Origin of the sequence: Mycobacterium pinniadriaticum (genome assembly GCF_026242045.1) — a bacterium.
GTDB lineage: Bacteria > Actinomycetota > Actinomycetes > Mycobacteriales > Mycobacteriaceae > Mycobacterium > Mycobacterium pinniadriaticum.
Genome location: NZ_JAPJDO010000001.1, coordinates 370,734 through 393,288 on the forward strand (window position 1 = coordinate 370,734; position 22,555 = coordinate 393,288).

The following is a 22,555-nucleotide window of genomic DNA, read 5'->3' on the forward strand; positions in this document are numbered from 1 at the left end:
TATGCCTCACGTCATCACCCAGTCGTGCTGCAGCGACGGGTCCTGCGTCTACGCGTGTCCGGTCAACTGCATCCATCCCAGCCCCGACGAACCGGGTTTCGGGACCGCCGAGATGCTCCACATCGACCCGGTGGCCTGCGTGGATTGCGGTGCCTGCGTCAGTGCCTGCCCGGTCGGCGCGATCGCGCCGGACAACCGGCTGACCGCCGAGCAACTGCCCTTCGTCGCCCTCAATGCCGCCTACTACCCCGAGCGGCCCGCCGACGTGAAGGTGCCACCGACGTCCAAGCTCGCCCCCGTGCTGCCCGCACCCCAGGTGCGCCGGGGCGGGGCGGACCTGACGGTGGCCGTCGTCGGCTCGGGACCGGCGGGTATGTACGCCGCCGATGAGCTGCTCACCCAGAAGGGTGTGCGGGTCAACGTCTTCGACAAGCTGCCGACCCCGTTCGGCCTGGTCCGCGCCGGTGTCGCCCCTGATCACCAGAACACCAAGGGGGTCACCAGGCTCTTCGAGAGGATCAGTAGCCGGTCGGAGTTCGCGTTCTACCTCAATGTCGAAGTAGGCGAACATATTTCACACGCCGAAATGCTGCAGCACCACCACGCGGTGCTCTACACCGTCGGTGCACCCAACGATCGCAGGCTCGACATCGCCGGGATGGAGCTACCCGGGACCGGCACGGCCACCGAGACGGTGGCCTGGATCAACGGTCATCCGGACTTCGCCGGACTCGCCGTCGACCTGCGCCACGAACGGGTCGTGGTGATCGGCAACGGCAACGTGGCGCTCGACGTGGCGCGGATCCTGACTGCCGATCCGGATGCTTTGGCCCGCACCGACATTTCCGCCACCGCACTGCGTACCCTGCGCAACTCCGCGGTGCGCGAGGTCGTCATCGCCGCGCGCCGCGGACCGGCTGACTCGGCGTTCACGCTGCCCGAGCTGATCGGACTGACCTCGACCGCCGACGTCGTGCTCGACGCGGACGACCATGCCCTGGTTCAGCGAGATCTGGTCACCACCACCGACCCGCTCGCGCTGGCCAAACTGGAGATACTGGCCAAGCTTCCCGTCGCCGCCGATATTGCGCGGCGGCCGCGGATCCGGTTGGCCTACCGGCTGACTCCGCACCGGGTGCTCGGCACCGAACGAGTCGACGGTGTCGAGTTCCGCCGCACCGGCACCGACGAGTCGCTGCGCATCGACGCCGGACTGGTACTGACCTCGATCGGCTACCGCGGTGCGCCGATCGCGGGCCTGCCGTTCGATGAGGCCGCCGCCGCCGTACCCAACCGGGACGGACGGGTCGTCGACCCTGCCACCGGGGATCCCGTCGCCGGCGTCTACGTCGCGGGCTGGATCAAGCGCGGGCCAACGGGTTTCATCGGCACCAACAAGTCCTGCGCCATGCAGACCGTCGCGAACCTGGTCGACGACTTCAACGCCGGCCTGCTCGGCGGGCCTGCCGCACGCCCGGGGGCACTGGACAAGCTGATTCGCTCCCGCCAGCCGGATTTGGTCGACGCGGCTGGCTGGCGTGCCATCGATGCTGCCGAGATCGCTCGCGGCGAGGCCGAGGACCGGGTGCGGGCGAAGTTCACCGATGTCGCCGACATGGTGGCGGCGGCCGCCGCTGTTGACCCGCCACCGGTGGCACGGCGACTGCTTGCCGGACTGCTGCGCTAGGTCTCAGGCCTTGTCGCGCAAGTAGTTCAGCACCGCTGCCCAATCCGGAAACTCGGTGGATCCGAAGTGAATCCACTCGCCCTCGAAGTGTTCGGCGCCGTTGTTGGGCCGGTCGTCGACGAGGAAGTCGCCGCGGTTGAGGTCCTTGTGATGGGTCAGGATCAGCCGCTTGTAGGCCGGTGATTCCTCGTCACTGCCGAGGTGTTCGTGCACCCATTCGACCTTGTGTTGCCAGCCTGACGGGTTGCGCCACGGCGCGGTCGAGAGCAGGTAGGTGTCGAACAGGTCCGACAACTCGGTGAAGGCCTCGATCGCGCCGGGCATCGATCGCATCAGTGCGAAGATGCCCGGCGCCTCGTCCATCCGGCCGCGGTATTTGTCGACGACGACCGGATCGAGGCCCTCGATGCGATGGCCGAAGTCGACCATCGTGTTGTCGAGGTCGATGTAGAGGATCTTGCGGCGACTCTGCCTCACGTCTGCATCATGCCCGGCTCATCGCCTCCTGGATCTCCTCATAGCTGACCTCGCGCACCGGCTGGCCCATCGACCACTGGTGGCCGAAGGGATCGCGGACCACGCCGTACCGGTCGCCCCAGAACTGATCCTCGAGCGGCATCACCACGGTCGCCCCGGCGTCGACCGCCTGCTGAAATTTCGTGTCCACGTCGGTCACGGTCAAGTGGATCGTCACCGGTGTGCCGCCCAGGGCGGGCGGGGTCATCGACTTGCCCTCGGACATCTCCGGAAAGTCGTCGTTGAGCATCACCATGGCGCCGTTGATCTGGACCGCGGCGTGGATCAGCTTGCCATCGGGACGAGGGACACGGCCGATTTCGGCCGCGCCGAACGCCTTGACATAAAAGTCGATTGCCGCAGCCGCGTCGTCGACGACCAGGTGCGGCGACAGTGCGGGTTGTATTTCGATCGCCATAACAGCCTCCTGTTGGTTGCGCCGGCCCGGGCGGGCCGCCACCGATGTAGACACCGCGAGTGGGTGGAACTCATCACCCACGCCCCATGCAACCACCGGGCACCGACAGGATCGCTCGCCGCGCGTTCCGCGGCGGCATCGTCGTCAGACGGGCGAATGGGCGATCTCGCTCCAGCCTTCCACCGACTCCGGCGAGCGGGGGGCGGGACCGACGTAGATCGCCGACGGGCGTACCAACTTGCCGAGCCGCTTCTGCTCGAGGATGTGGGCGCACCATCCCGCGGTGCGGCCGCAGGTGAACATCGCGGGCATCATCTTCGCCGGCACCTGGGCGAAGTCGAGGATCACCGCGGCCCAGAATTCGACGTTGGTCTCGATCGCCCGGTCCGGGCGGCGCTCGCGCAGTTCGGCCAGCGCGGCCTGCTCCAGCGCGATCGCCATCTCGTACCGCGGCGCCGCCAGCCGCTTGGCCGTCGCGCGCAGGACCCGTGCCCGGGGATCCTCGGCCCGGTAGACCCGGTGGCCGAAGCCCATCAGCTTTTCGTTGCGGTCCAGAACACCCTTGACCACCGCGCGGGCATCCCCGCTGCGCTCGACCTCTTCGATCATCGGGAGCACGCGGGCGGGTGCGCCGCCGTGCAGTGGCCCGCTCATCGCGCCGATAGCGCCCGACAACGCGGCGGCGACATCGGCGCCGGTGGACGCGATCACCCGTGCGGTGAACGTCGAAGCGTTCATCCCGTGTTCAGCCGCCGACACCCAGTAAGCGTCGATCGCCTCGACGTGGCGTGGATCGGGTTCACCCTGCCAGCGGGTCATGAAGCGTTCTGTGACGGTCGAGCATTCGTCGATGAGCCGCTGTGGAACCGCCGGCCGATAGATGCCGCGAGCGGACTGCGCGACATACGACAACGCCATCACCGAGGCGCGGGCGAGGTGATTGCGTGCGGTCTCACCGTCGATGTCCAGCAGCGGTGCGTAGCCCCAGATCGGCGCCAGCATCGCGAGGCCGGCCTGGACGTCGACCCGCACATCGCCGGTGTGAATCGGGAGCGGGAACGGTTCGGCCGGGCGCAACCCGTCGCCGAAGCGGCCATCGACCAGCAAGGCCCAGACATCGCCGAACGTGACATGGTTGCCGACCAGATCCTCGATGTCGACTCCGCGATACCGCAGCGCACCACCGTCTTTGTCAGGCTCGGCGATCTCGGTGGTGAAGGCCACCACCCCTTCCAGGCCGGGCACGAAATCGTCGGGTACCACAGTCATGACTTGGATTCTCCCACTCGGCGTGTGGGCCGCTGCTACGGGTCGGTGACAGGTGCGCGGACGCTTGCGGCGTACCGTTGATCCGTGGGAATTCCAGACGGCGGGAGCGGAGCGACCGGGGATAAGGCGGAGCGGGACCGTCTTGCGGCAATGCGCGTCGAGTATGGCTCGGTTGAAAAGGACGGCAGTAGCGATCTCGACGTGGACTGGCTCGCCGATGGCTGGCTTGCCTTGCTGCACAGGTGGATAGCCGATGCGGAGTCGGCCGGCGTCGCCGAACCCAATGCCATGGTGCTGGCCACCGTCGAGGAGGGAAGACCGGTGAGCCGCACGGTGTTGTGCAAGAGCGTGGACGAGACCGGCGTCACCTTCTACACCAACTACGACTCCGCCAAGGGCGAAGAGCTCGCTGCGACTCCGTACGCCGCGGTGACCTTCCCCTGGTACGCACTGGGACGTCAGGTACACATCCGCGGCGCGGTGACCAAGGTCCGCCCGGAGGAGACCGCCGAGTACTGGTCCAAGCGTCCGCGCGGTTCACAGCTGGGCGCGTGGGCGTCGGCGCAGTCCCGTCCGATCGGGTCGCGCGCCGAGTTGCTGGCTCAGCTCGCCGAGGTGACCGCACGCTTCGCCGGTGATGAGCAGGTCCCGGTGCCCCCGCACTGGGGCGGTTACCGGATCGCCCCTGAGGTGGTCGAGTTCTGGCAGGGGCGGGAGAATCGGGTTCACAATCGCGTTCGCATCACCGGAGCCGCCGGGCCGGCGACATCGGGACCAGGCGACTGCATCGAGCGCCTGCAGCCTTAGGCGTGGCGGGGCTTCTCGCCGACACCACCCCACTGAGAACGCCGGACTTCCGCCGGCTGTGGGTGGCCGGCATCGTCACGGTCATCGGGGCCAACCTCACCATTTTCGCCGTCCCCGTGCAGTTGTACGCACTCACGCAGAACTCCGCGTACGTGGGCCTGTCCGGAGTGTTCGCACTGGTTCCGCTGATCGTGTTCGGGCTGCTGGGCGGGGCGTGGGCCGATGCGATGGATCGGCGCATCCTGCTGATCATCACCTCCTGCGGGCTGGGGTTGTCCTCGGTGCTGCTGTGGCTGCAGGCCGCGCTCGGCCTGAACAACGTGTGGGTGGTGCTGTGCCTGTTGTCGGTGCAGCAGGTTTTCTATGCGATCGACAGCCCCACCCGTGCGGCCGCGATACCCCGAATGCTGCCCGGCGACCAGCTGCCGTCGGCCAACTCACTGAACTTCACGGTGTTCCAGTTCGGTGCCATCGTCGGCCCCCTGCTCGCCGGCGTGATGCTGCGCTGGGTCGACCTGTCCACGCTCTATCTGATCGATGCCCTCACCTGCGTGGTGCCCATTTGGGTGGCATACCGACTCGCGCCGATACCGCCCACGAACGGCGGAAGCGGCAAGGGGCTGGCTGCCATTCGCGCCGTTCTGGAGGGCTTCCGCTTCCTGTCCGGCAACAAGGTGGTGCTGATGTCGTTCGTCGTGGACCTGATCGCGATGATCTTCGGGATGCCGCGCGCGCTGTTCCCTCAGATGTCGCATCAGAGTTTCGGCGGCCCGATCGAGGGCGGCACGACCATGGCGCTGCTGGCGGCAGTGATGTCGATCGGTGCCGTGGCGGGCGGAGTGTTCTCCGGCTGGTTTCCCCGTATCCGGCGTCAGGGCCTGGCTGTGGTGCTCTCGATCGTGGTGTGGGGTGCGGCGATGATCGGTTTCGGTGTAGCAGGTGGGCTGGCGCACGGCCACACCGGCACCATGCTGTGGATTGCGATGGCGTTCTTGGCCATTGGTGGTGCGGCCGACATGGTCTCGGCGGCGTTCCGGTCGACCATCCTGCAGCAGGTGGCCTCCGACGACGTGCGAGGCCGGCTGCAGGGTGTGTTCACCGTCGTCGTTGCCGGCGGTCCCCGACTGGCCGACGCGGTGCACGGCGTGGCAGCCGCGATGGTCGGCACCACGATCGCGGCCGCCGGCGGGGGAGCGCTCGTCGTGGTCGGTGTGATCATCGCCGCGGCTGCGGTGCCGGTGTTTGTCCGCTACCGGGTGCAACCGGCCAGTCCGTAGATCGGGCCGTTCCGACTACGATTGCTCAGGTGGCCAACGTCATCGCGCAGGCGCTTCCCGGGCTGCGTGAACGCAAGAAGCAACGCACCCGCGCGACGCTGATCGATGCCGCAGTGACGTTGTGCATCCAGCAGGGCTACAACAACACCACCGTCGAGCAGATCGCTGCCGCCGCCGACGTGTCTCCGCGCACCTTCAGCCGGTACTTCCCGACCAAAGACGCGGTGATGATGACCGTGCTGGATGACCTGGTCAAGGCCGCGGCGGCCGAGTTGGCCACGATCTCCGCTGCGGTTCCGCCGCTGACCGCGCTGGCGCGCGCGCATTCCTCGGCACTGCGGCGCGTTCCGTCCGGCGAGGTCTCGGATCTGACCACCCACCGCCTGGTACTGATGATCAACGTCATCTCCTCGTCCAGTGCACTTCGGCTGGCCGCGGCGGCGGCCCGGCTACTCCCCCTCGTGATCGGGGTCGCCGCCCGCATGGGCCTCGACCCGAGGGACCGGCAGGTGGCGCTCATCGTGTCGGTGTGGGGCGCGATCAGCGCCGGCGCCTGGGGCCAACTGGTGATCGGACCCGACGACTACGATGACTGCGCGGTCATCATGGCCGATCGGCTGGACCAGGCCTTCGCCGAATTCGCCGATATCGCAGCGGTGGAAGTGTCATCGGCGCTATCCTCTACCACCTGACGTCGGGGCTCGCGAGAGGCGAGGGGGGTAGGGCGACGTGGCCGCTGTCGCGAATACTGCCACCCCGGGTTTACGGGAACTGAAAAAGCAACGAACCAGGGCGACGTTGATCGACGTGGCCATCCAGCTGTGCATCGAGCAGGGCTACCACAACACCACGGTCGAGCAGATCGCGGCTGGCGCGGAGATCGCGCCGCGTACCTTCAGCCGCTACTTCCCCAGTAAGGAAGCGGTGATCGTCGCCATTCTCGGTGAGGTCGCCGACGATGTGGCTGCCTGCTTCGCCCGCCAGCCCGCCGACATAACCCAGTACGAGGCGCTGGCCCGGGCCCACGTCGAGACCTTCCGGAGCGCGGAATACGGTCGCCCGGATTCGGGGGCGTTCGAACGGATGCGACTGTTGCTGACGATCGTGAACTCCGCGCCGGCGATCGGGCTCGCGCCGTTCATGTTCCGCACCGACGGGTTTCACCATGAGGCGATCGAGGTGGCCGCACGGCGGATGGGTGTGACCGCGGATCATCCCGCTATCCGCATTCTCTTTGACACCTGGGCGGTGGTGATGGGGGTCGCCTGTCATGGACTCGGCACCGCGGGCGGGCCGCCGATCGAGCCCGAAGCGCTGTGCGACCGAATCGAATCGGTCTACGGCGTTTTCACTCGGCTGTGGAGGCCGTGACCCACCCCCCCGCAGGCGGGTCGGCAGAATAGCGACTACCTTCACCTAAGTACGGACGCACCGCAGGGCGTCGAAAAGCGCAGAAGGGGTTCATGTGGCCGCAACCGACGAGACCGCCACCCTGAAGTACCCGGGCGGCGAGTTGGACCTGGACGTCGTCCACGCGACCGAGGGGTCCGACGGAATCGCCTTGGGCTCGTTGCTGGCCAAGACCGGCTACACCACGTTCGATCAGGGCTTTGTGAACACCGCGTCGACCAAGAGTGCCATCACCTACATCGACGGTGACGCCGGCATCCTGCGCTATCGCGGATACCCGATCGAGCAGCTCGCCGAGAAGTCGACCTTCATCGAGGTGAGTTACCTCCTGATCTACGGTGAGCTGCCGACCACCGAGCAGCTCGAGAAGTTCACCAATCAGATCCAGCGGCACACCCTGCTGCACGAGGACCTCAAGCGGTTCTTCGACGGCTTCCCGCGCAACGCCCATCCGATGCCGGTGCTGTCCAGCGCGGTCAATGCGCTCTCGGCCTACTACCAGGACTCGCTGGACCCGTTGGACACCGAGCAGGTCGAGCTGTCGACCATCCGGTTGCTGGCCAAGATGCCGACCATCGCGGCATACGCCTACAAGAAGTCGGCCGGACAGCCCTTCCTCTACCCCGACAACTCGTTGACGCTGGTGGAGAACTTCCTGCGGATGACGTTCGGGTTCCCCGCCGAGCCCTACGAGGTGGATCCCGAGATCGTTCGCGCGCTCGACATGCTGTTGATCCTGCACGCCGACCATGAGCAGAACTGCTCGACGTCGACGGTGCGACTGGTCGGCTCGTCGCAGGCCAACCTGTTCACCTCGATCTCCGGCGGCATCAATGCGCTATGGGGCCCGCTGCACGGCGGCGCAAACCAGGCGGTGCTGGAGATGCTGGAGAAGATCCGCTCCGGCGACGACGATGTCCAGACTTTCGTCCGGAAGGTCAAGAACCGCGAAGACGGTGTGAAGCTGATGGGCTTCGGGCACCGCGTCTACAAGAACTACGACCCGCGGGCGCGCATCGTCAAAGAGCAGGCCGACAAGATCCTGGGCAAGCTCGGCGGCGATGACGAGCTGCTAGACATTGCCAAGCAGCTCGAAGAGATCGCACTCACCGACGACTTCTTCATCGAGCGCAAGCTGTACCCGAACGTCGACTACTACACCGGGGTGATCTACCGGGCGATGGGCTTCCCGACCAGGATGTTCACCGTGCTGTTCGCCCTGGGCCGGCTGCCGGGCTGGATCGCGCACTGGCGCGAGATGCACGACGAGGGCAGTAGCAAGATCGGCCGACCCCGCCAGATCTACACCGGCTACACCGAGCGCGACTACGTCGCCATCGACGGCCGCTAGTTTTTCTGCGCGAACAGTCCCCGCAAGCGGGAGGCCCCACCAAAAGCCCCCTTTCGACGGCGTGTCGGGGGGCTTTTGTGTCTGCTCGGCCACACCGGCTTGACCGATCGACAGTTGTAGATTCACAATCGTTGTGTGATTACAACTGTCGGTGAGCTCAGCGCGCGGCGCAAGACGATCATTCTGGCGTCCTGCTGCCTGAGCCTGCTGATCGTGTCGATGGACGCGACGATCGTCAACGTCGCGATTCCGGCGATCCGCACCGACCTGGGAGCCTCGCCCTCGCAGATGCAATGGGTCATCGACATCTACACCCTGGTGCTGGCGTCGCTGCTGATGCTGTCGGGCGCGACCGGCGATCGGTTCGGCCGCCGACGCGTGTTCCAAATCGGCCTGGCTACCTTCGCGCTGGGCTCGCTGCTGTGCAGTCTTGCGCCGGACATCGACACGCTGATCGGTGCCCGCTTCGTCCAGGGACTTGGCGGATCGATGATGAATCCCGTTGCATTGTCGATCATTTCGCAGATATTCGTCGGACGCGTGGAGCGCGCCCGGGCGTTGGGGCTGTGGGGCGCGGTGGTCGGGATCTCGATGGCGCTGGGCCCCATCGTCGGTGGTTTCCTCATCCAGGCGATCAGTTGGCGCGCGGTGTTCTGGATCAACCTGCCGATCTGTGCGGCGGCGATCATCCTCACCGCGATCTTCGTGCCGGAAAGCAAGTCGACCACCATGCGCGATATCGATCCGGTCGGGCAGTTGTTGGCGGTGCTGGCCCTGTTCGGGGTGGTGTTCGTGCTCATCGAAGCACCGGCCATGGGCTGGACCAATCCCCGCATCATCGCCATCGCCGCCGGCGCGGCAGTGGCCGTGCTGGCCTTCCTGCGCTACGAGGCGCGCCGTCACGACCCCTTCATCGATCTGCGGTTCTTCCGCAGCATTCCGTTCTCGTCGGCTACGGTCACTGCCGTGTGCGCCTTCGCCGCCTGGGGGGCCTTCCTGTTCATGATGTCGCTCTACCTGCAGGGCGAGCGCGGCTACTCGGCCGCCCACACCGGCCTGATCTACCTGCCGATCGCGATCGGCGCCCTGTTCTTCTCCCCGCTGTCGGGTCGGTTGGTCGGCCGCTTCGGCGCCAGACCGTCACTGCTGGTCTCGGGTGTGCTGATCACCACGGCGTCGGTGATGTTGACCTTCCTGACCGCCAGCACTCCGGTCTGGGCGTTGTTAGCGATCTTCGCGGTGTACGGCATCGGCTTCGGCATGGTCAACGCGCCGATCACCAACGCCGCGGTGAGCGGCATGCCGCAAGACCGGGCCGGTGCGGCCTCCGCGGTGACCTCGACCAGCAGACAGGTGGGTGTGAGTATCGGTGTGGCGCTGTGTGGTTCGGTCGCCGGCTCGGCGCTGGCGATCGCCGGGGTGGACTTCACGTCGGCGGCCCGGCCGCTGTGGTTCGTCAGCATCGGGCTGGGTGCGGTGATCACGCTGCTGGCCGTCGTTTCGACCTCCGCGCGGGCCAAGCGCTCCGCGCAACGGCTGGCCCCACTGATCGAGACCCACCGGATCGAGCCCGCTCATGTCGGATAACCCGCTGGCCGACGAGGTGTGGCGGTCGATGTCGAGCCTGGTGTTGGACAACAAGGACCGCTGGCGCCGCGCCGTGGTGGACCGAACCGGGTTGCCGTTCAGCAGGATTCGGATCCTCAAGCGGGTGGCGCGGCAACCGATGACGGTCAAGGAGGTCGCCGAGGCGGCCAGCATCGATGCTCCCGCCGCGACGGTGGCGGTCAACGATCTGGAGGCGCGCGGTCTGGTGACCCGCCAACCCCACCCGGACAACCGGCGCTGCAAATTGGTGTCGCTCACCGATGCGGGCCGCGAGGTGATCGCGGTGCTCGACGACACCGAGGATCCGGCTCCTGAGGTGTTCGCGACGCTTGACGAGCATGATCTTCAGGCGCTGCGAGCGATCCTGGCGCGCCTGATCAGCTGAGGTAGCCCTCGACTTCGTGGCCGGGTCAGAACGGGGAAGTGAGTACGGCGGCGAACTCGGTGCAGAACCAGTCGACGTCGGAATTCGAGAAGACCAGCGGTGGCCGGATTTTGAGCACATTGCCGTCCCGGCCGCATACCGAGATCAATACCCGGCGGTCCCGCATGGCGTTGACCAGCGCTCGGGCGCCTGCCCGGTCCGGTGTGCCGGTCTCGGTGATGACCTCGACGCCGATGTAGAGGCCGCTGCCACGTACATCGCCGATGCGCGGATGCCCGGCGCCCAGTCGGTCCAACTCATCGCGCAGTCGGGTGCCCACATCGTTGGCGCTCCGCATCAGCGACTCGTCGTCGATGACGTCCAGCACCGCCGCGGCGGCGGCCACCGTGACCGGGTTGCCGCCGAAGGTATTGAAGTAGGGGACCCCACGGGCGAAGGTATCGAGCACCTCGGCGCGGGCCGCCATGGCGGCGATGGGCAATCCGTTGCCCATCGGCTTGCCCATCGTCACTAGGTCCGGGACGACACCGTGGCGGAAGAAGCCCCACATCGCCTCGCCGGTGCGGGCGAATCCGGGCTGGACTTCGTCGGCGATGAAAATCCCACCGGCTCGATGCACCGCTTCCACCGCGGGGGCGAGCACCGAGGGATCGGGATAGATGCCGTCTGAGGAGAAGACGGTGTCGACGATCAGGGCCGATAACCCAGAGCCCGCGGCCTGCAGGTCGGCGATGGCGGCGACGACGCCGGCGGTGAACTGCTCGGCCAACTCCTCGGCCGGGATCCGATAGCTGTCCGGCGGGGGGACCGCGCGGACATGCTCACCGAGCGCCGTGGCCCCGCCAATCGATGGCGAGATCGCCGTGACCGCAGCGGTGTTGCCGTGATACGCGTCGCTGGTGACGATGACACCTTTTGCGCCGGTGTGCATTTCGGCGACTCGCAGGGCCAGGTCGTTGACCTCCGAGCCGGTGCAGGCGTACATCACCTGATCGACCTGCTCGGGCATCGTGTCGAGCAGGCGTTGGCTGTAGTCGACGATGCCGCCGTGTAGATAGCGGGTATGGGTGTTCAGCGTGGACAGTTGCCGGCTGACGGAGTCTACCACATGCGGGTGACAGTGGCCGACGGCCGCGACGTTGTTGTACGCATCGAGATAGCAGGCGCCATCCGCATCGTAAAGGCGGGTCCCCTCACCGCGGACCAGATGTACCGGGCGCTGATAGAACAGCCGGTACGCCGGGCCGAGCATGCGGTCGCGGGCCGCGATCAACGATTCGGTGGCGGGATCGACCGGATGATCCGCGGAGTAGCTGTTGGAATCCATGATGTTCGAAAAGCTCATCGCGCTACTCCTTCGCCTCGTGACGCGGCCCATGACGCACTGACCAACGCTCGTGCCCCTCCTCGAGCACCCTGTGCCTTGTGTGGGGCGGCGTCGCTTTTTGGTCTGGTCTTGCTTCGAGTGCAACTCCGTCCGGGGAGCGAGGGTGATGTTCGACAACAACTCTGTGGCGCCTCGACGACATTGTTACTCCCGTCAGATCACCTGGTCAACCGGAACAATCGGGCCAACGTCGACCGAACGTTGCGGGCGCGTTTCGGGTGGCCGGGGTGCGCAACGGGAGTGTAAAACCTCTTGATTTGGTCTGCTCGATACCCCGATATGGTCCACACTGGTCGCATGCCGGGACTGCCGCCGACTCATGGGCTCTTCGCGCGTGCCGCTCTCCCCGCCTACGGCCGAGCGGGCGGAACACCGTTGCGGCTGCTCAGTCTGTCGGAGAACGCCACCTACCTGGTGGACGACGACGAACCGTTCGTGCTGCGCGTGCATCGGCCCGGCTATCACTCGTTGGACGCGATCCGCTCGGAACTGGCGTGGATGCAAGCCTTGCGCACCGAGACCTCGGTCACCACACCGGAATTGGTCACGGCCCGCGACGGCACTGATGTCGTGGTCGCTGAAGTCGACGGCGACACATTGCACGTCGACGCGGTGACCTTCGTGGCGGGCTGCACGGCCGAAGAGGATCCCGAGGCGGTCGGTTTCGACGAACTCGGCCGGATCACCGCGGTCATGCACTCCCATGCCCGGAACTGGACCTTCCCCAGTGGGTTCACCCGGTTTCGATGGGATCTCGACACGATCCTGGGCCCGCAGGCCCGGTGGGGTAACTGGCGGCTGGCGCCGGGCCTGGCCGACCCCGACCGCGTTCTGATTCAACGCGCGGCTGACGACGTCGCCGCGAAGTTGACTGAATTCGGCTGCACGCCCGATCGTTTCGGACTGGTGCATGCTGACCTCCGGTTGGCCAATCTGATGGTCGACCCCGCGGATGTGGCGGCCGGGATCACCGTGATCGATTTCGACGACTGCGGCTGGTCGTGGTATTTGGCCGATCTCGGGGCGGCGGTGTCGTTCATCGAGGACACCCCGGCCGGTGAACGCATCATCGCCGAATGGCTCACCGGCTACTTCGAGGCCGGGTCGATTCCCGCCGACCACTTGGCCCTCATCCCCTCGTTCGTGATGATGCGCCGAATCATGCTCACCGCGTGGATCGCCTCACACCACGACGCCGACGCGGCGATCGGCGTCGGCGAGCAATTCGCCCCCGACACCGCCCGGTTGGCGCTGCGGTACCTGGAGGACCGAACCTGGCTACGGGATGCGATTTTCGGGTCGCGGGTATGAATCATTCTGTGATGGAGAGGATTACAGGTGTTTGATCTTCGCTCGACGAACGTATTGGTGACTGGCGGCAGTAAAGGCATCGGGCGGGGCATCGCCGCGGTGTTCGCGACGGCCGGCGCGAATGTGGCGATCGCCGCGCGGTCTGCGGCCGACGTCGACGCGGCGGTGGCCGATCTGGACGCCCTGGGTACTGGGACGGTCCTGGGCGTCAAAGCCGATGTCGCCGACCCGGTCCACTGCGCCAGCCTGGCCGCCACGGTTGACGAAGCGTTCGGCGGTATCGACGTCGTGTGCGCCAACGCCGGTATCTTCCCCGAAGCGCCCTTGGCCACCATGACCCCGGCCCAGCTCTCCGAGGTTCTCGACGTCAATGTCAAGGGCACGGTGTTCATCGTGCAAGCCTGTCTGGACTCGCTGATCGCCTCCGGACGCGGCCGGGTGATCCTGACGTCCTCGATCACCGGACCGATCACCGGATATCCCGGTTGGTCGCACTACGGCGCCTCCAAGGCCGCGCAGCTGGGATTCATGCGCACCGCCGCAATCGAATTGGCCCCGCACGCGATCACGGTGAACGCCATTCTGCCGGGAAATATCTTCACCGAAGGTCTCGCGGGCATGGGTGAGGAGTACATCGCGGGCATGACTCGGGCGATCCCGGCCGGCGTGCTGGGCAAACCGGACGATATCGGCCATCTTGCCGCGTTCCTGGCCACTGTCGAGGCCGGTTACATCACCGGCCAGGCCATCGCGGTCGACGGTGGTCAGGTGTTGCCCGAGTCGCCGGATGCGGTGCGCCCCTAGTCCGATGGGGGAGTCGGAGGGGGGCCCGATTGCCGAGGATGTGCGACGGCGCATCCTGTCGATGCTGGCTCAGGGCACCCTGCGGCCAGGCTCGCGGCTCGGTACCGAACGCGAGATGGCCGACCGCTTCGGGGTATCCCGCTCCACTCTGCGCAGCGCGCTGTTGCCGTTGAGTCGCGCCGGTGTTCTGGAGCGGCGAACCGGCCGCAACGGGGGAACGTTCGTGCGCGCCGACGTGGTGGAGCGCAATGCCGCCGAGCTGGCCGGACTGCCGGCCCGGCTGCGCAGCGGCGGGCACACCAGTGCCACCCGCGTGCTCGCCACCGATCGCCGGCCACCTAGCGCGGTGGAGGCCGCCGCGCTGGAAATCAGTGACCGACGGGAGGTTTTCGCGATTCGACGGCTGCGGTACGCCGACGGGGTGCCGCTGTCGGTGGACTTCTCCTGCTTCGTCGCCGACCACGTCGACGATCTGCTGGAACAGCCGCTGGGCGGCTCGCTCTACGAGCTGTTCGCCGTGCGATACGGCTTGGTACCCGCCACGTCCAGCGAGACCATCGAGGTGGTCAGCGCCAGCCCGCGGGAGGCCGACTGGCTTGGCATCGCGAATCGGCGGCCGTTGGTGGCGATCACCCGAGTCACCCGCGATGCCGCGGATCGGCCGTTCGAGTACGCCTACGACCTGTTTCGGGCTGACCGGGTGCGGTTGACGGCGACGACTTCGACGATCACGGCGCGCGAACGCCGCGGCACCGACGGTCGGGTGGAGCGCTCGGTCAGCAGCGCCTGACCGGGCCCGCGCCGTTTCGCCCAAACCGACAAATCGCCGCGAAACCGCGAGTGCAACCCTGCAAAACGTCGATCTCGGGACGACTAGTGTGAGTGCGGTGACGACCAAACCCGAGATCGAATTCCCCGACGGACCGGCACCGACCGAACTGGTCATCAAAGACCTGGTGGTCGGCGAGGGCGACGAAGCCAGGCCGGGCGCCGTGGTGGATGTGCACTATGTGGGTGTCGAGTACGACACCGGTGAAGAGTTCGACAGCTCCTGGAACCGCGGGGAGTCCATCGCTTTCCCGTTGCGCGGCCTCATCCAGGGCTGGCAGGACGGGATTCCGGGCATGCGGGTGGGCGGTCGGCGGCAGCTGACCATCCCGCCCGAGCAGGCCTACGGCCCGGCGGGCTCCGGACACCAGTTGTCGGGCAAGACGCTGATTTTTGTCATCGACCTGCTGGCCACCCGATAGCCCGAATCCGCTCGCCGAGCGCGGTTGCCCCTCGGCGTGTGTAATGCCGGTGTGAGTAGTCAAACGCGCACCGCGATCGTCACGGGAGCATCCGGTGGGATCGGCTCGGCCATCGCGGCGATGTTGCACGACGAGGGTTTCGAGCTCACCCTGGTGGGCCGCGACCCGGCCAAGCTGGCTGCGGTGGCGTCATCGCTGACGACCGGGCCGCCGGTGCACACCCTGGCCGGATCGTTGGCCGAGGAGACATTCCTGGACACCATCGTCGACGAGCACGCCGCCCGGCACGGCGCTCTTGACGTGCTGGTGAACAATGCCGGTGTCTCAGGCAATCGCGCGGTCGGCGAGATCACCGCGGAGTTCCTCGACGAGCAACTCGCGGTCAACATCCGTGCGGTGATCCTGCTGACCAGCAAGTCCATGCCGCTGCTCAAAACCGCTGTGCAGCAAGGCAAGGCGGCGCAGATCATCAATATCGCGTCGAATGCGGGAAAGCGCGGTGAGGCGACCTTGGCGTCGTACTCGGCGACCAAGTTCGCCGTCGTGGGCTTCACCGAGTCACTGCACGATGAACTGTCCACCGCCGGCATCAAGGCGACCGCGATCTGCCCCGGGCTGGTGGACACCCCGATGGCCGACGACTACCGGGACAGCGTGAGCCCTCAGGAGATGATCGCGCCGAGCGACATCGCCGAAGCCATCCGGATGACGATCAGGGTGTCCCGCAGCTGCGTGGTGCCCGAAATCGTCCTGCTGCGGCCGATCGAATGGCGCCAGCCGGAGGGCGCCTGACGACGACGCCGGCCGAAGGCCGGAAGAGGTGTCAGGCAATCGAGCAGCGCCAGATCAGCTGGGCACATACCCGACGGTGGGGTCGACGATGTTGTGCAGCGGTTCGCCGCGTAGCCACCGGGTCAGGTTACTGGTAAACATCGCCATCATGTCGCCCTCGAACCCGATGTAGTCGCCCGACATATGCGGGGAGACAAACACATTCGGCATCGACCACAAGCAGGATTCCTCCGGTAGCGGCTCGACCTCGAATACGTCCAGGGCAGCGCCCGCGATGGTCCCGGCGTGCAGCGCGTCGACCAGATCGGTCTCGACGACGGTCGGCCCGCGACCGACGTTGACCAGGAATCCGTTCGGTCCCAGCGCGGTGAGGACCTCGGCACCGACGAGCGCGGTGGTCGCCGTCGTCAGCGGAGCAGCCAATACCAGCAGATCCACCTCCGCGGCCACCAAGACCAAATCCGCGCTGGCACGGACGGTGCCGAACTGGGGGTCGGTAGCCGCCGCGCGGCCGACCAGCGTGACGTCGACATCGAGGCGCATCAGCCGCTCGGCGATGGCGCGGCCGATCGACCCGGTGCCCACCACGGCGGCGCGGGTGCCGGCCAGCCGCCCGGTCATGCGGTGTCGCCATCGGTGTTCGCGCTGCAGGGCCCAACTTTCGGTAAATCCCTTTGTGTGGCTGAGCACCGCGGCCATCACCCACTCGGCGATCGGGATATCGAACACACCGCGAGAGTTGGTCAGAACGACGTCGTGAATCTCGGGGCACAGCAATCTGTTGACGCCAACTGAGGCTGCGTGCACCCAGCGGACTTTGGGGGCGCGGCGCAGCAGCGAGCCGAGATCGGCGAACCGGTGATCCCAGATGTACACCACCTGGGCAGCGGCCAGCTGCTCGTCGGTTGGGGTCGCGCCGACCGCGACCACCTCAACATCGGCAGGAATCAGTTCCAGTGGCGGTGGCGGGAGTTCAGGATCGGACTCGGTGATGACCAACACGATGGGGCGCTCGATGACGTCGATTTCGATAGTCTATCCGCAGGCGAAAAGTGATCGCCCGATGAATCATTGACGACCGGCAAGCGAGGTGCAGGATGGACGCCGACAACGCGTTCCTCGACCCGGATGCCGCCGAGCCGGTCATCGCCGATCCCGACGAGCTGCGGGAACACCGCAAGCACCGGCTGGCCTTGGCCTACCGGGTGTTCGGTGCGATGGGCTGGGGTTCGTTGGGCGACGGGCACATCTCGGCCCGCGACCCCGAGCGGCCCGATTGTTTCTGGCTCGGCCGCTATGGGGTGCCGTTCCGCTTCATGACCCCCGACGACCTGGTTCTGGTCCATGCCGACGGGACGGTCGAGGGCGGAGGTCACATCAACGTGGCCGCGTACTACATTCACGCCCCGGTGCACGAGGCCCGGCCCGACGTCGTCGCTGCGGCCCATTGTCATACGCCGTACGGAACACCGTTCTCGGCGGCGGTCACCAAGCTGGCGCCCATCTCGCAGGAGGCGTGCGCGTTCTTCGACGATCACGAGATCTTCGACGACGAGGAAGTCAACATCGGCTCGACCGACGGCGGCAAGCGCATCGCTGCCGCGCTCGGCGGCGCCAGGGCCGCCATCCTGCGCAACCACGGACTGCTGACGGTGGCCGGATCCGTCGACGCCGCGGTCGGATACTTCCTCATGATGGAGCGCAGCGCCGAGGTCCAGGTCAAGGCGCGTGACGCCAGGCCGATCGGAGCGGACGCCGCCCGGCGGGTGCACGACATGTTCGAGGAGCGCGAGGCTTGGCAGGTGTTCCAATGGGCACAGCGGACCTACCTGCCGAACGCCGGCTGAACGCTCACCCGCTGGCCACGATCAGGCTCAGCAGATCGAAGACCACCGTCGCGGCCGCGATCGACGTGATTTCGGCGTGATCGTAGGCGGGTGCGACTTCCACGACATCCGCGCCCACCACATTGATTCCGTTGAGCCGGCGCAGCATTCGTAGCAGCTCTCGTGACGTCAGACCGCCTGATTCCGGTGTTCCGGTCCCGGGTGCGAAGGCTGGGTCGAGCACATCGATGTCGATCGAGAGGTACACGGGCAGATCGGCAACCCGGCGAGTGACGACGTCGACGGCCGCTTCGACACCCATGACGTCGAGGTCTCCGGCCCTGATGATCCGAAACCCCATCCGGGCGTCATCGTCGAGGTCCATCCGATCGTAGATCGGGCCGCGGATGCCGACGTGGATCGAGTGGTCCTCAACGAGCAGACCTTCCTCGAACGCTCGACGGAAGGGGGTGCCGTGCGTGACCGGGGCGTTGAAATAGGTATCCCAGGTGTCCAGGTGCGCGTCGAAGTGCACCAGCGCCAGTGGGCCGTGGAACGAGTGCAGCGCACGAAGATTGGGCAGCGCGACCGTGTGGTCGCCACCGATCGCGACCACCCTGCGTACCCGCTCGCCGATGAGCTCGCGCATCCCGCTCTCGATCTGTGCACACGCCTCGGCGATGTCGAATGGGGTGATGGTGATGTCACCGGCGTCGACGATCTGCACCTGCTCCAGCGGCGCGACACCGAACTCGACGTGGTAGCCGGGACGTAGGGTGCGGGCGGCCTGACGTACGGCCATCGGTCCGAACCGCGCGCCGGGGCGGTAGGAGGTGCCGCCGTCGAACGGTAAGCCCACGACGGCGATGTCGTAGTCGCCCACCTCGTGGATGTCGGCGATCCGCGCGAATGTGCCCTTGCCCGAGTAGCGGGGGACTTGGGTCGACGGCGTGGCACCGACCGGCGGCTGGGATAGCTCGGACATCAGTGATGGTGGTGGGCTCGACGGCTGCCCTCGCCGCGACGGCCGGCTTCCTCGGCTTCGGTGATCAGCCGCAGTTGCTCGTCGACTTCCCGGCCGGCAAGCAGGGGTTGCATCGGATCCCAGGTGGTGCCCGCGGCGTTGTCCTTACGCCGGCGGGCAATCGCGGAGACGACTTCCAGGACCACGCGATTTCCGAGCAGTGCGGTGATGTCGGCATGGTCGTACGGGGGCGCCACCTCGACGACGTCCACCCCGAGTACCGGTAGCTCGTAGCAGATTCGGCGAACGGCATCGAGAAGCTCGCGAGCCGAGAAGCCGCCCGGCTCCGGGGTGCCCGTGCCCGGTGCGTGGCCGGGGTCGCACACGTCGATGTCGACCGACAGGAACACCCCCTCACAGTCCGAGGTGGCGATTTCGAACGCCTCGGTCAGGCACGTCTGGAGTCCACGCGCGACGATCTCGGTCATCTCGTACGACCGCAGGCCATGAGCCGCCATCCATTGCAGGACCGGCTCGTCGGGCCAGTATCCGCGTAACCCCAGCTGCAGGAACCGGTCCCCGCGCAGCGCGCCGGATTCGATGAGCCTGCGCATCGGTGTGCCGTGGCCGACGAGCGAACCCAGGTGGATGTCCCCGGTGTCGGCGTGGGCGTCGAAGTGGATCATCGAGACCTTGCCGAACCCGTGGTGGCGGGCCACCCCGGTGTGGTCGGGCCAGGCGATCGTGTGGTCGCCGCCCAGGATGATCGGAATCGCGCCGGCGGCGCTGATCTTGTACACGTCCGCCTCGATCATCGCGACGGCCTGCTCGATGTTACCGCTGTAGAGCATCACGTCGCCGGCGTCATAGACACGTAGGTCTTTGAGGCCGTCGACGCGGAGCGCGAGGCTCGGGCGGGAGCCGTCTTGGGCCAGATAGCAGGCCTGGCGCAATGCTGACGGTCCGAACCGCGCACCCGAGCGGTAGTTGGTCCCGCCGTCGAGCGGGGCGCCGAGGATGACGATATCGGCATCGGCATAACTGGATTCGTCGGTGAGGTCGCAGCGGGGGACACCAAGAAACGTGATGTCCGGACCGAACAGGCTGCCTGCCATCTGTTCCGCCTTCGTGTCGAGGGGTTTACCCGTTGCCGTGCAGCGCGATCACGGCTCTGAAAGCGTGTCGCAGGGTGGCTCGGATCCGTCGCTTGTCCACCGGTCCCAGCGGGCGGTAGAGGTTGTCGATCTCCAAGCCCGCCATCACCGCCATGACCGTACGGGCGTCGAGTTCGGGCTGGCGGGAACCGATCTCGCGGAAGAGCCGGCTCAGTGCGGGGACCATCGCCGTGTACCACGCCTCGAACATCGGCCGCAGCCGCTCGTCTCTGCTGGCCTCGGTGACGAGTTCGTAGCGGGTGACGATCGCACCGCGCGGCGAACTGAAGCCGTCGATGATCATGTCGGCGACCAGATCGGCGAGTTCCTCGGGCGACATCGAGGACTCGAGTCGCTGCGCGGTGCGCACGACACGGTCGATCTCCCGATCCGACAGCTGGGCAAACGCCTGAGCGATCAGGTCGGACTTGTCGTCGAAGTAGTAGCTCAGCGCGCCCAGCGGCAGCTGAGCCTGGTTGGCCACCAGGCGCATCGACAGCCCGGCGAGGCCGACTCGGGCCATCACCTCGATCGCGGCGTCGATGATCTCGGTGCGGCGCGCCGCACCGCGCGCCGTGGTGCCCGTACCGCGAAGCGACTCAGCCGAAGCCGTGCCGGCCCTGGCCGTCATCCCTGGTACTTCAGCGTGGAGAAGTCGGTGTCCCACATCCAGGCGGGCTGGCTCCGCCAGCCCGAGTAGCCCTTACGCGCGGCGATGGAGTTGTGCAGGTCGGAGAGGTTCACCCAACACAGTGAATCACGGTAGGCCTTGGCCGCCTCCACGTAGAGCGCCTGTGATTTGGCCGGGTCCGGTTCGGCGCTGCCCGCATCGAGGAGTTTGTCGGCCTCCGGCACCGAGCAACCCTGAAGGTTGACCGGTGCGTCGGTGTAGTTGTAAATCCGCGACCAGGTGTCGGGGTGGGCGGCGTCGGGGTTGAACGAGGCCAGCAGCAGATCCGGGCGTTGGTCCGGGTTTTCGATCAGGGCGAAGAATTGGGCCAGCGGAAAGTCCCGGACCGTCGCCGTCAGCCCGGCCTGCTGCAGGATCACCTGGATCTGGTTGGCGAGATCTTGCAGGCTGCTGTCGCCGGTGGGAAAGCCGATCTCGACGTCGCCGCCGGCGCGGCCGAGTTCGGCCAGCTTCGCCGGGTCATAGTCGTGTTTGTCCGGAACCGCACCGTCGGGCATCATCCCGATCGGGTAGAACTGCGTCGACGGGGCCCCTTGCGCACCGAACACCTGTGTGGTCAGGGCGGTTTGGTCGAGTCCGGCGCTCAGTGCGGCTCGTGCGTCATGCGGCCCGAAGACCGGTGAACTCGGGTTGATCATGACCATCGCCTTGACCAGTGCGTTCTCCTGGAGGACCTCGGTGTCCGGGCCGGCGGCCAGCGCCTCGTAGTCACCTTTGGAGAAGCCGTGCAGGACCATGTCGAGTTGGCCGTTGCCGAGTTCGAGGCGTTGCACCGCCGTCGCCGCGATCACCGGCATCTGCACGGAGGTGATCTGCGGGGCCTCGCCCCAGTAGTTCTTGTTCGCGGTCATCGTGTAATGACTGGCTGGTACCGCATCGGTGAGCTCGTAGGGGCCCGTCCCGGCGGTATGCGATGCCAGCCATGCCGACGCGTGGTCGTTGCCGTTGGCATGTTCGGCGACCGCGGTCGGACTGGTCATCAGCGGACCGTACGGCGAGGCGAGGTAATCCAGAAACGGCGCAACGGGTTTGGTGAGGGTGACGACGAAGGTCTGCGGGTCCGGGGTCTGCATGTCCTTGACGTCGGCCAGCATGTACGCCGGTCCGCCCGCCATGTCGGTGCGCCGCTGGAAGCTGGCCTTCGCGGCAGCGGAGTCGAACGGTGTGCCGTCGGCGAACTTGACACCGTCACGCAGGGTGAAGGTGTACGTCAGTCCGTCCGGCGAGACATCCCATTTGGTCGCCAGGAGTCCCTCGAGCTTCGTCGACCCGGGCGCATACTGCAACAGTCCCTGGTAGGCCGAGGTCATGATGAGCAGACCTTCGGGCTGGTAGAAGGTGTCCGGGTCCAGCGGTGGGGGGTCGGACATGAGTGGGGTGCGTACCGTCGATGCGACTGTCGCATTGTCGTTGGCGTTGTTGGTCTTTCCCGAACATGCGGTGCCGGACAGCAGGAGGGCGATGATCGCCAGGGGTGCGATTCCCGACGTGATTTTCATCGGCCCAGTTTCGGTTCACCTGATTTCGGATGTGTGACATGACGGTTACTGTCTTGTACGAACGTCCAAGTCTTGGACGATCGACCTAGAAAACCTTGCGTTGGCGCTCTAGGGTCGGCTTCGTCAGCTGAAATTCGAAGGGAGCGAGC

23 protein-coding genes are annotated in these 22,555 nt (G+C 66.6%); 14 read left to right on the top strand and 9 right to left on the bottom strand.

Annotated features, from left to right (window positions below; genetic code table 11):
* Window position 1 precedes the first annotated feature (1 nt).
* On the top strand, window positions 2-1,687 hold the full coding sequence (locus tag ORI27_RS01920; RefSeq protein WP_265994481.1) for an FAD-dependent oxidoreductase: 1,686 nt from the start codon (window positions 2-4) through the stop codon (window positions 1,685-1,687).
* A gap of 3 nt (window positions 1,688-1,690) precedes the next feature.
* Here ORI27_RS01920 and ORI27_RS01925 read toward each other — a convergent pair whose 3' ends face one another.
* From ORI27_RS01925 to ORI27_RS01935, 3 genes are all read right to left on the bottom strand, one after another.
* On the bottom strand, window positions 1,691-2,164 hold the full coding sequence (locus ORI27_RS01925) for a 5' nucleotidase, NT5C type (protein WP_265994480.1): 474 nt from the start codon (window positions 2,162-2,164) through the stop codon (window positions 1,691-1,693).
* Window positions 2,165-2,171: 7 nt separating this feature from the next.
* Window positions 2,172-2,621: a VOC family protein gene (locus tag ORI27_RS01930; protein ID WP_265994479.1), complete on the bottom strand. Its 450-nt coding sequence runs from the start codon at window positions 2,619-2,621 to the stop codon at window positions 2,172-2,174.
* Window positions 2,622-2,765: 144 nt separating this feature from the next.
* Window positions 2,766-3,890, bottom strand: coding sequence for a citrate synthase 2 (locus tag ORI27_RS01935; protein ID WP_265994477.1), 1,125 nt, complete (start codon window positions 3,888-3,890; stop codon window positions 2,766-2,768).
* 84 nt (window positions 3,891-3,974) lie between these two features.
* On the opposite strand from ORI27_RS01935, the gene pdxH reads away from it, so the two are divergent.
* The 7 genes from pdxH to ORI27_RS01970 all read left to right on the top strand — a co-directional run bounded on the left by pdxH (window position 3,975) and on the right by ORI27_RS01970 (window position 10,728).
* Entirely contained in the window at window positions 3,975-4,697 is a 723-nt protein-coding gene (gene pdxH / locus ORI27_RS01940) for a pyridoxamine 5'-phosphate oxidase (protein WP_265994476.1), read from the top strand.
* 2 nt (window positions 4,698-4,699) lie between these two features.
* Entirely contained in the window at window positions 4,700-5,974 is a 1,275-nt protein-coding gene (locus tag ORI27_RS01945; protein ID WP_265994475.1) for an MFS transporter, read from the top strand.
* Window positions 5,975-6,003: 29 nt separating this feature from the next.
* On the top strand, window positions 6,004-6,666 hold the full coding sequence (locus tag ORI27_RS01950) for a TetR/AcrR family transcriptional regulator (protein ID WP_265994474.1): 663 nt from the start codon (window positions 6,004-6,006) through the stop codon (window positions 6,664-6,666).
* A gap of 37 nt (window positions 6,667-6,703) precedes the next feature.
* On the top strand, window positions 6,704-7,345 hold the full coding sequence (locus tag ORI27_RS01955) for a TetR family transcriptional regulator (RefSeq protein WP_265994473.1): 642 nt from the start codon (window positions 6,704-6,706) through the stop codon (window positions 7,343-7,345).
* Between the two features lie 94 nt (window positions 7,346-7,439).
* A complete protein-coding gene (locus tag ORI27_RS01960) occupies window positions 7,440-8,735 on the top strand; it encodes a citrate synthase (protein WP_265994472.1) in 1,296 nt (431 codons plus the stop codon).
* A 135-nt stretch (window positions 8,736-8,870) separates the two neighbouring features.
* Window positions 8,871-10,322, top strand: a complete 1,452-nt coding sequence (locus ORI27_RS01965; protein WP_265994471.1) for an MFS transporter — start codon at window positions 8,871-8,873, stop codon at window positions 10,320-10,322.
* A complete protein-coding gene (locus ORI27_RS01970) occupies window positions 10,312-10,728 on the top strand; it encodes a MarR family winged helix-turn-helix transcriptional regulator (protein WP_265994470.1) in 417 nt (138 codons plus the stop codon). Before ORI27_RS01965 ends, ORI27_RS01970 begins: the two co-directional genes overlap by 11 nt.
* A 25-nt stretch (window positions 10,729-10,753) precedes the next feature.
* Here ORI27_RS01970 and ORI27_RS01975 read toward each other — a convergent pair whose 3' ends face one another.
* A complete protein-coding gene (locus tag ORI27_RS01975) occupies window positions 10,754-12,073 on the bottom strand; it encodes an aspartate aminotransferase family protein (protein WP_265994469.1) in 1,320 nt (439 codons plus the stop codon).
* A 339-nt stretch (window positions 12,074-12,412) separates the two neighbouring features.
* On the opposite strand from ORI27_RS01975, the gene ORI27_RS01980 reads away from it, so the two are divergent.
* The 5 genes from ORI27_RS01980 (at window position 12,413) to ORI27_RS02000 (ending at window position 16,272) form a co-directional block, all read left to right on the top strand.
* Complete coding sequence (locus ORI27_RS01980) at window positions 12,413-13,426, top strand: phosphotransferase enzyme family protein (protein WP_265994468.1); 1,014 nt, start codon at window positions 12,413-12,415, stop codon at window positions 13,424-13,426.
* 27 nt (window positions 13,427-13,453) lie between these two features.
* Window positions 13,454-14,230, top strand: a complete 777-nt coding sequence (fabG, locus tag ORI27_RS01985) for a 3-oxoacyl-ACP reductase FabG (protein ID WP_265994467.1) — start codon at window positions 13,454-13,456, stop codon at window positions 14,228-14,230.
* A 4-nt stretch (window positions 14,231-14,234) separates the two neighbouring features.
* Window positions 14,235-15,020, top strand: coding sequence for a GntR family transcriptional regulator (locus ORI27_RS01990; protein WP_265994465.1), 786 nt, complete (start codon window positions 14,235-14,237; stop codon window positions 15,018-15,020).
* Window positions 15,021-15,117: 97 nt separating this feature from the next.
* The gene (locus tag ORI27_RS01995; protein WP_265994464.1) at window positions 15,118-15,480 is read left to right on the top strand and encodes an FKBP-type peptidyl-prolyl cis-trans isomerase; all 363 of its coding nucleotides are present in this window, start codon (window positions 15,118-15,120) and stop codon (window positions 15,478-15,480) included.
* A 51-nt stretch (window positions 15,481-15,531) separates the two neighbouring features.
* Window positions 15,532-16,272: an SDR family oxidoreductase gene (locus ORI27_RS02000; RefSeq protein ID WP_265994463.1), complete on the top strand. Its 741-nt coding sequence runs from the start codon at window positions 15,532-15,534 to the stop codon at window positions 16,270-16,272.
* A 54-nt stretch (window positions 16,273-16,326) separates the two neighbouring features.
* On the opposite strand, the gene ORI27_RS02005 is transcribed toward ORI27_RS02000, so the two are convergent.
* On the bottom strand, window positions 16,327-17,274 hold the full coding sequence (locus ORI27_RS02005) for a D-2-hydroxyacid dehydrogenase (protein WP_265994462.1): 948 nt from the start codon (window positions 17,272-17,274) through the stop codon (window positions 16,327-16,329).
* A gap of 95 nt (window positions 17,275-17,369) precedes the next feature.
* Here ORI27_RS02005 and ORI27_RS02010 point away from each other — a divergent pair, with 95 nt between their 5' ends.
* Complete coding sequence (locus ORI27_RS02010) at window positions 17,370-18,119, top strand: class II aldolase/adducin family protein (protein WP_265994461.1); 750 nt, start codon at window positions 17,370-17,372, stop codon at window positions 18,117-18,119.
* Window positions 18,120-18,123: 4 nt separating this feature from the next.
* Here ORI27_RS02010 and speB (ORI27_RS02015) read toward each other — a convergent pair whose 3' ends face one another.
* From speB (ORI27_RS02015) to ORI27_RS02030, 4 genes are read right to left on the bottom strand one after another with little or no spacing between them, the layout of a single operon-like run.
* Window positions 18,124-19,083: an agmatinase gene (gene speB / locus ORI27_RS02015; protein WP_265994460.1), complete on the bottom strand. Its 960-nt coding sequence runs from the start codon at window positions 19,081-19,083 to the stop codon at window positions 18,124-18,126.
* Window positions 19,083-20,177 carry an agmatinase gene (gene speB / locus ORI27_RS02020; RefSeq protein WP_265994459.1) on the bottom strand — a complete coding sequence of 365 codons (1,095 nt, stop codon included), beginning with the start codon at window positions 20,175-20,177 and terminating at the stop codon, window positions 19,083-19,085. Before speB (ORI27_RS02020) ends, speB (ORI27_RS02015) begins: the two co-directional genes overlap by 1 nt.
* A 25-nt stretch (window positions 20,178-20,202) precedes the next feature.
* Window positions 20,203-20,847 (bottom strand): TetR/AcrR family transcriptional regulator, encoded by a 645-nt coding sequence (locus tag ORI27_RS02025; RefSeq protein WP_265994458.1) that lies wholly within the window; start codon window positions 20,845-20,847, stop codon window positions 20,203-20,205.
* Window positions 20,844-22,406, bottom strand: a complete 1,563-nt coding sequence (locus ORI27_RS02030; RefSeq protein ID WP_265994457.1) for an ABC transporter substrate-binding protein — start codon at window positions 22,404-22,406, stop codon at window positions 20,844-20,846. Before ORI27_RS02030 ends, ORI27_RS02025 begins: the two co-directional genes overlap by 4 nt.
* Window positions 22,407-22,555: the final 149 nt, after the last annotated feature.

Bases quoted from the DNA above. Each gene is read 5' to 3' on its own strand.
- ORI27_RS02010 (WP_265994461.1), top strand. From the start codon at position 17,370: ATGGACGCCGACAACGCGTTCCTCGACCCGGATGCCGCCGAGCCGGTC.
- ORI27_RS01930 (WP_265994479.1), bottom strand. From the start codon at position 2,621: ATGGCGATCGAAATACAACCCGCACTGTCGCCGCACCTGGTCGTCGAC.
- ORI27_RS01975 (WP_265994469.1), bottom strand. From the start codon at position 12,073: ATGAGCTTTTCGAACATCATGGATTCCAACAGCTACTCCGCGGATCAT.
- ORI27_RS01980 (WP_265994468.1), top strand. From the start codon at position 12,413: ATGCCGGGACTGCCGCCGACTCATGGGCTCTTCGCGCGTGCCGCTCTC.
- ORI27_RS01920 (WP_265994481.1), top strand. From the start codon at position 2: ATGCCTCACGTCATCACCCAGTCGTGCTGCAGCGACGGGTCCTGCGTC.
- ORI27_RS01970 (WP_265994470.1), top strand. From the start codon at position 10,312: ATGTCGGATAACCCGCTGGCCGACGAGGTGTGGCGGTCGATGTCGAGC.
- ORI27_RS02025 (WP_265994458.1), bottom strand. From the start codon at position 20,847: ATGACGGCCAGGGCCGGCACGGCTTCGGCTGAGTCGCTTCGCGGTACG.
- ORI27_RS01935 (WP_265994477.1), bottom strand. From the start codon at position 3,890: ATGACTGTGGTACCCGACGATTTCGTGCCCGGCCTGGAAGGGGTGGTG.
- speB (WP_265994459.1), bottom strand. From the start codon at position 20,177: ATGGCAGGCAGCCTGTTCGGTCCGGACATCACGTTTCTTGGTGTCCCC.
- ORI27_RS01990 (WP_265994465.1), top strand. From the start codon at position 14,235: ATGGGGGAGTCGGAGGGGGGCCCGATTGCCGAGGATGTGCGACGGCGC.
- ORI27_RS02030 (WP_265994457.1), bottom strand. From the start codon at position 22,406: ATGAAAATCACGTCGGGAATCGCACCCCTGGCGATCATCGCCCTCCTG.
- speB (WP_265994460.1), bottom strand. From the start codon at position 19,083: ATGTCCGAGCTATCCCAGCCGCCGGTCGGTGCCACGCCGTCGACCCAA.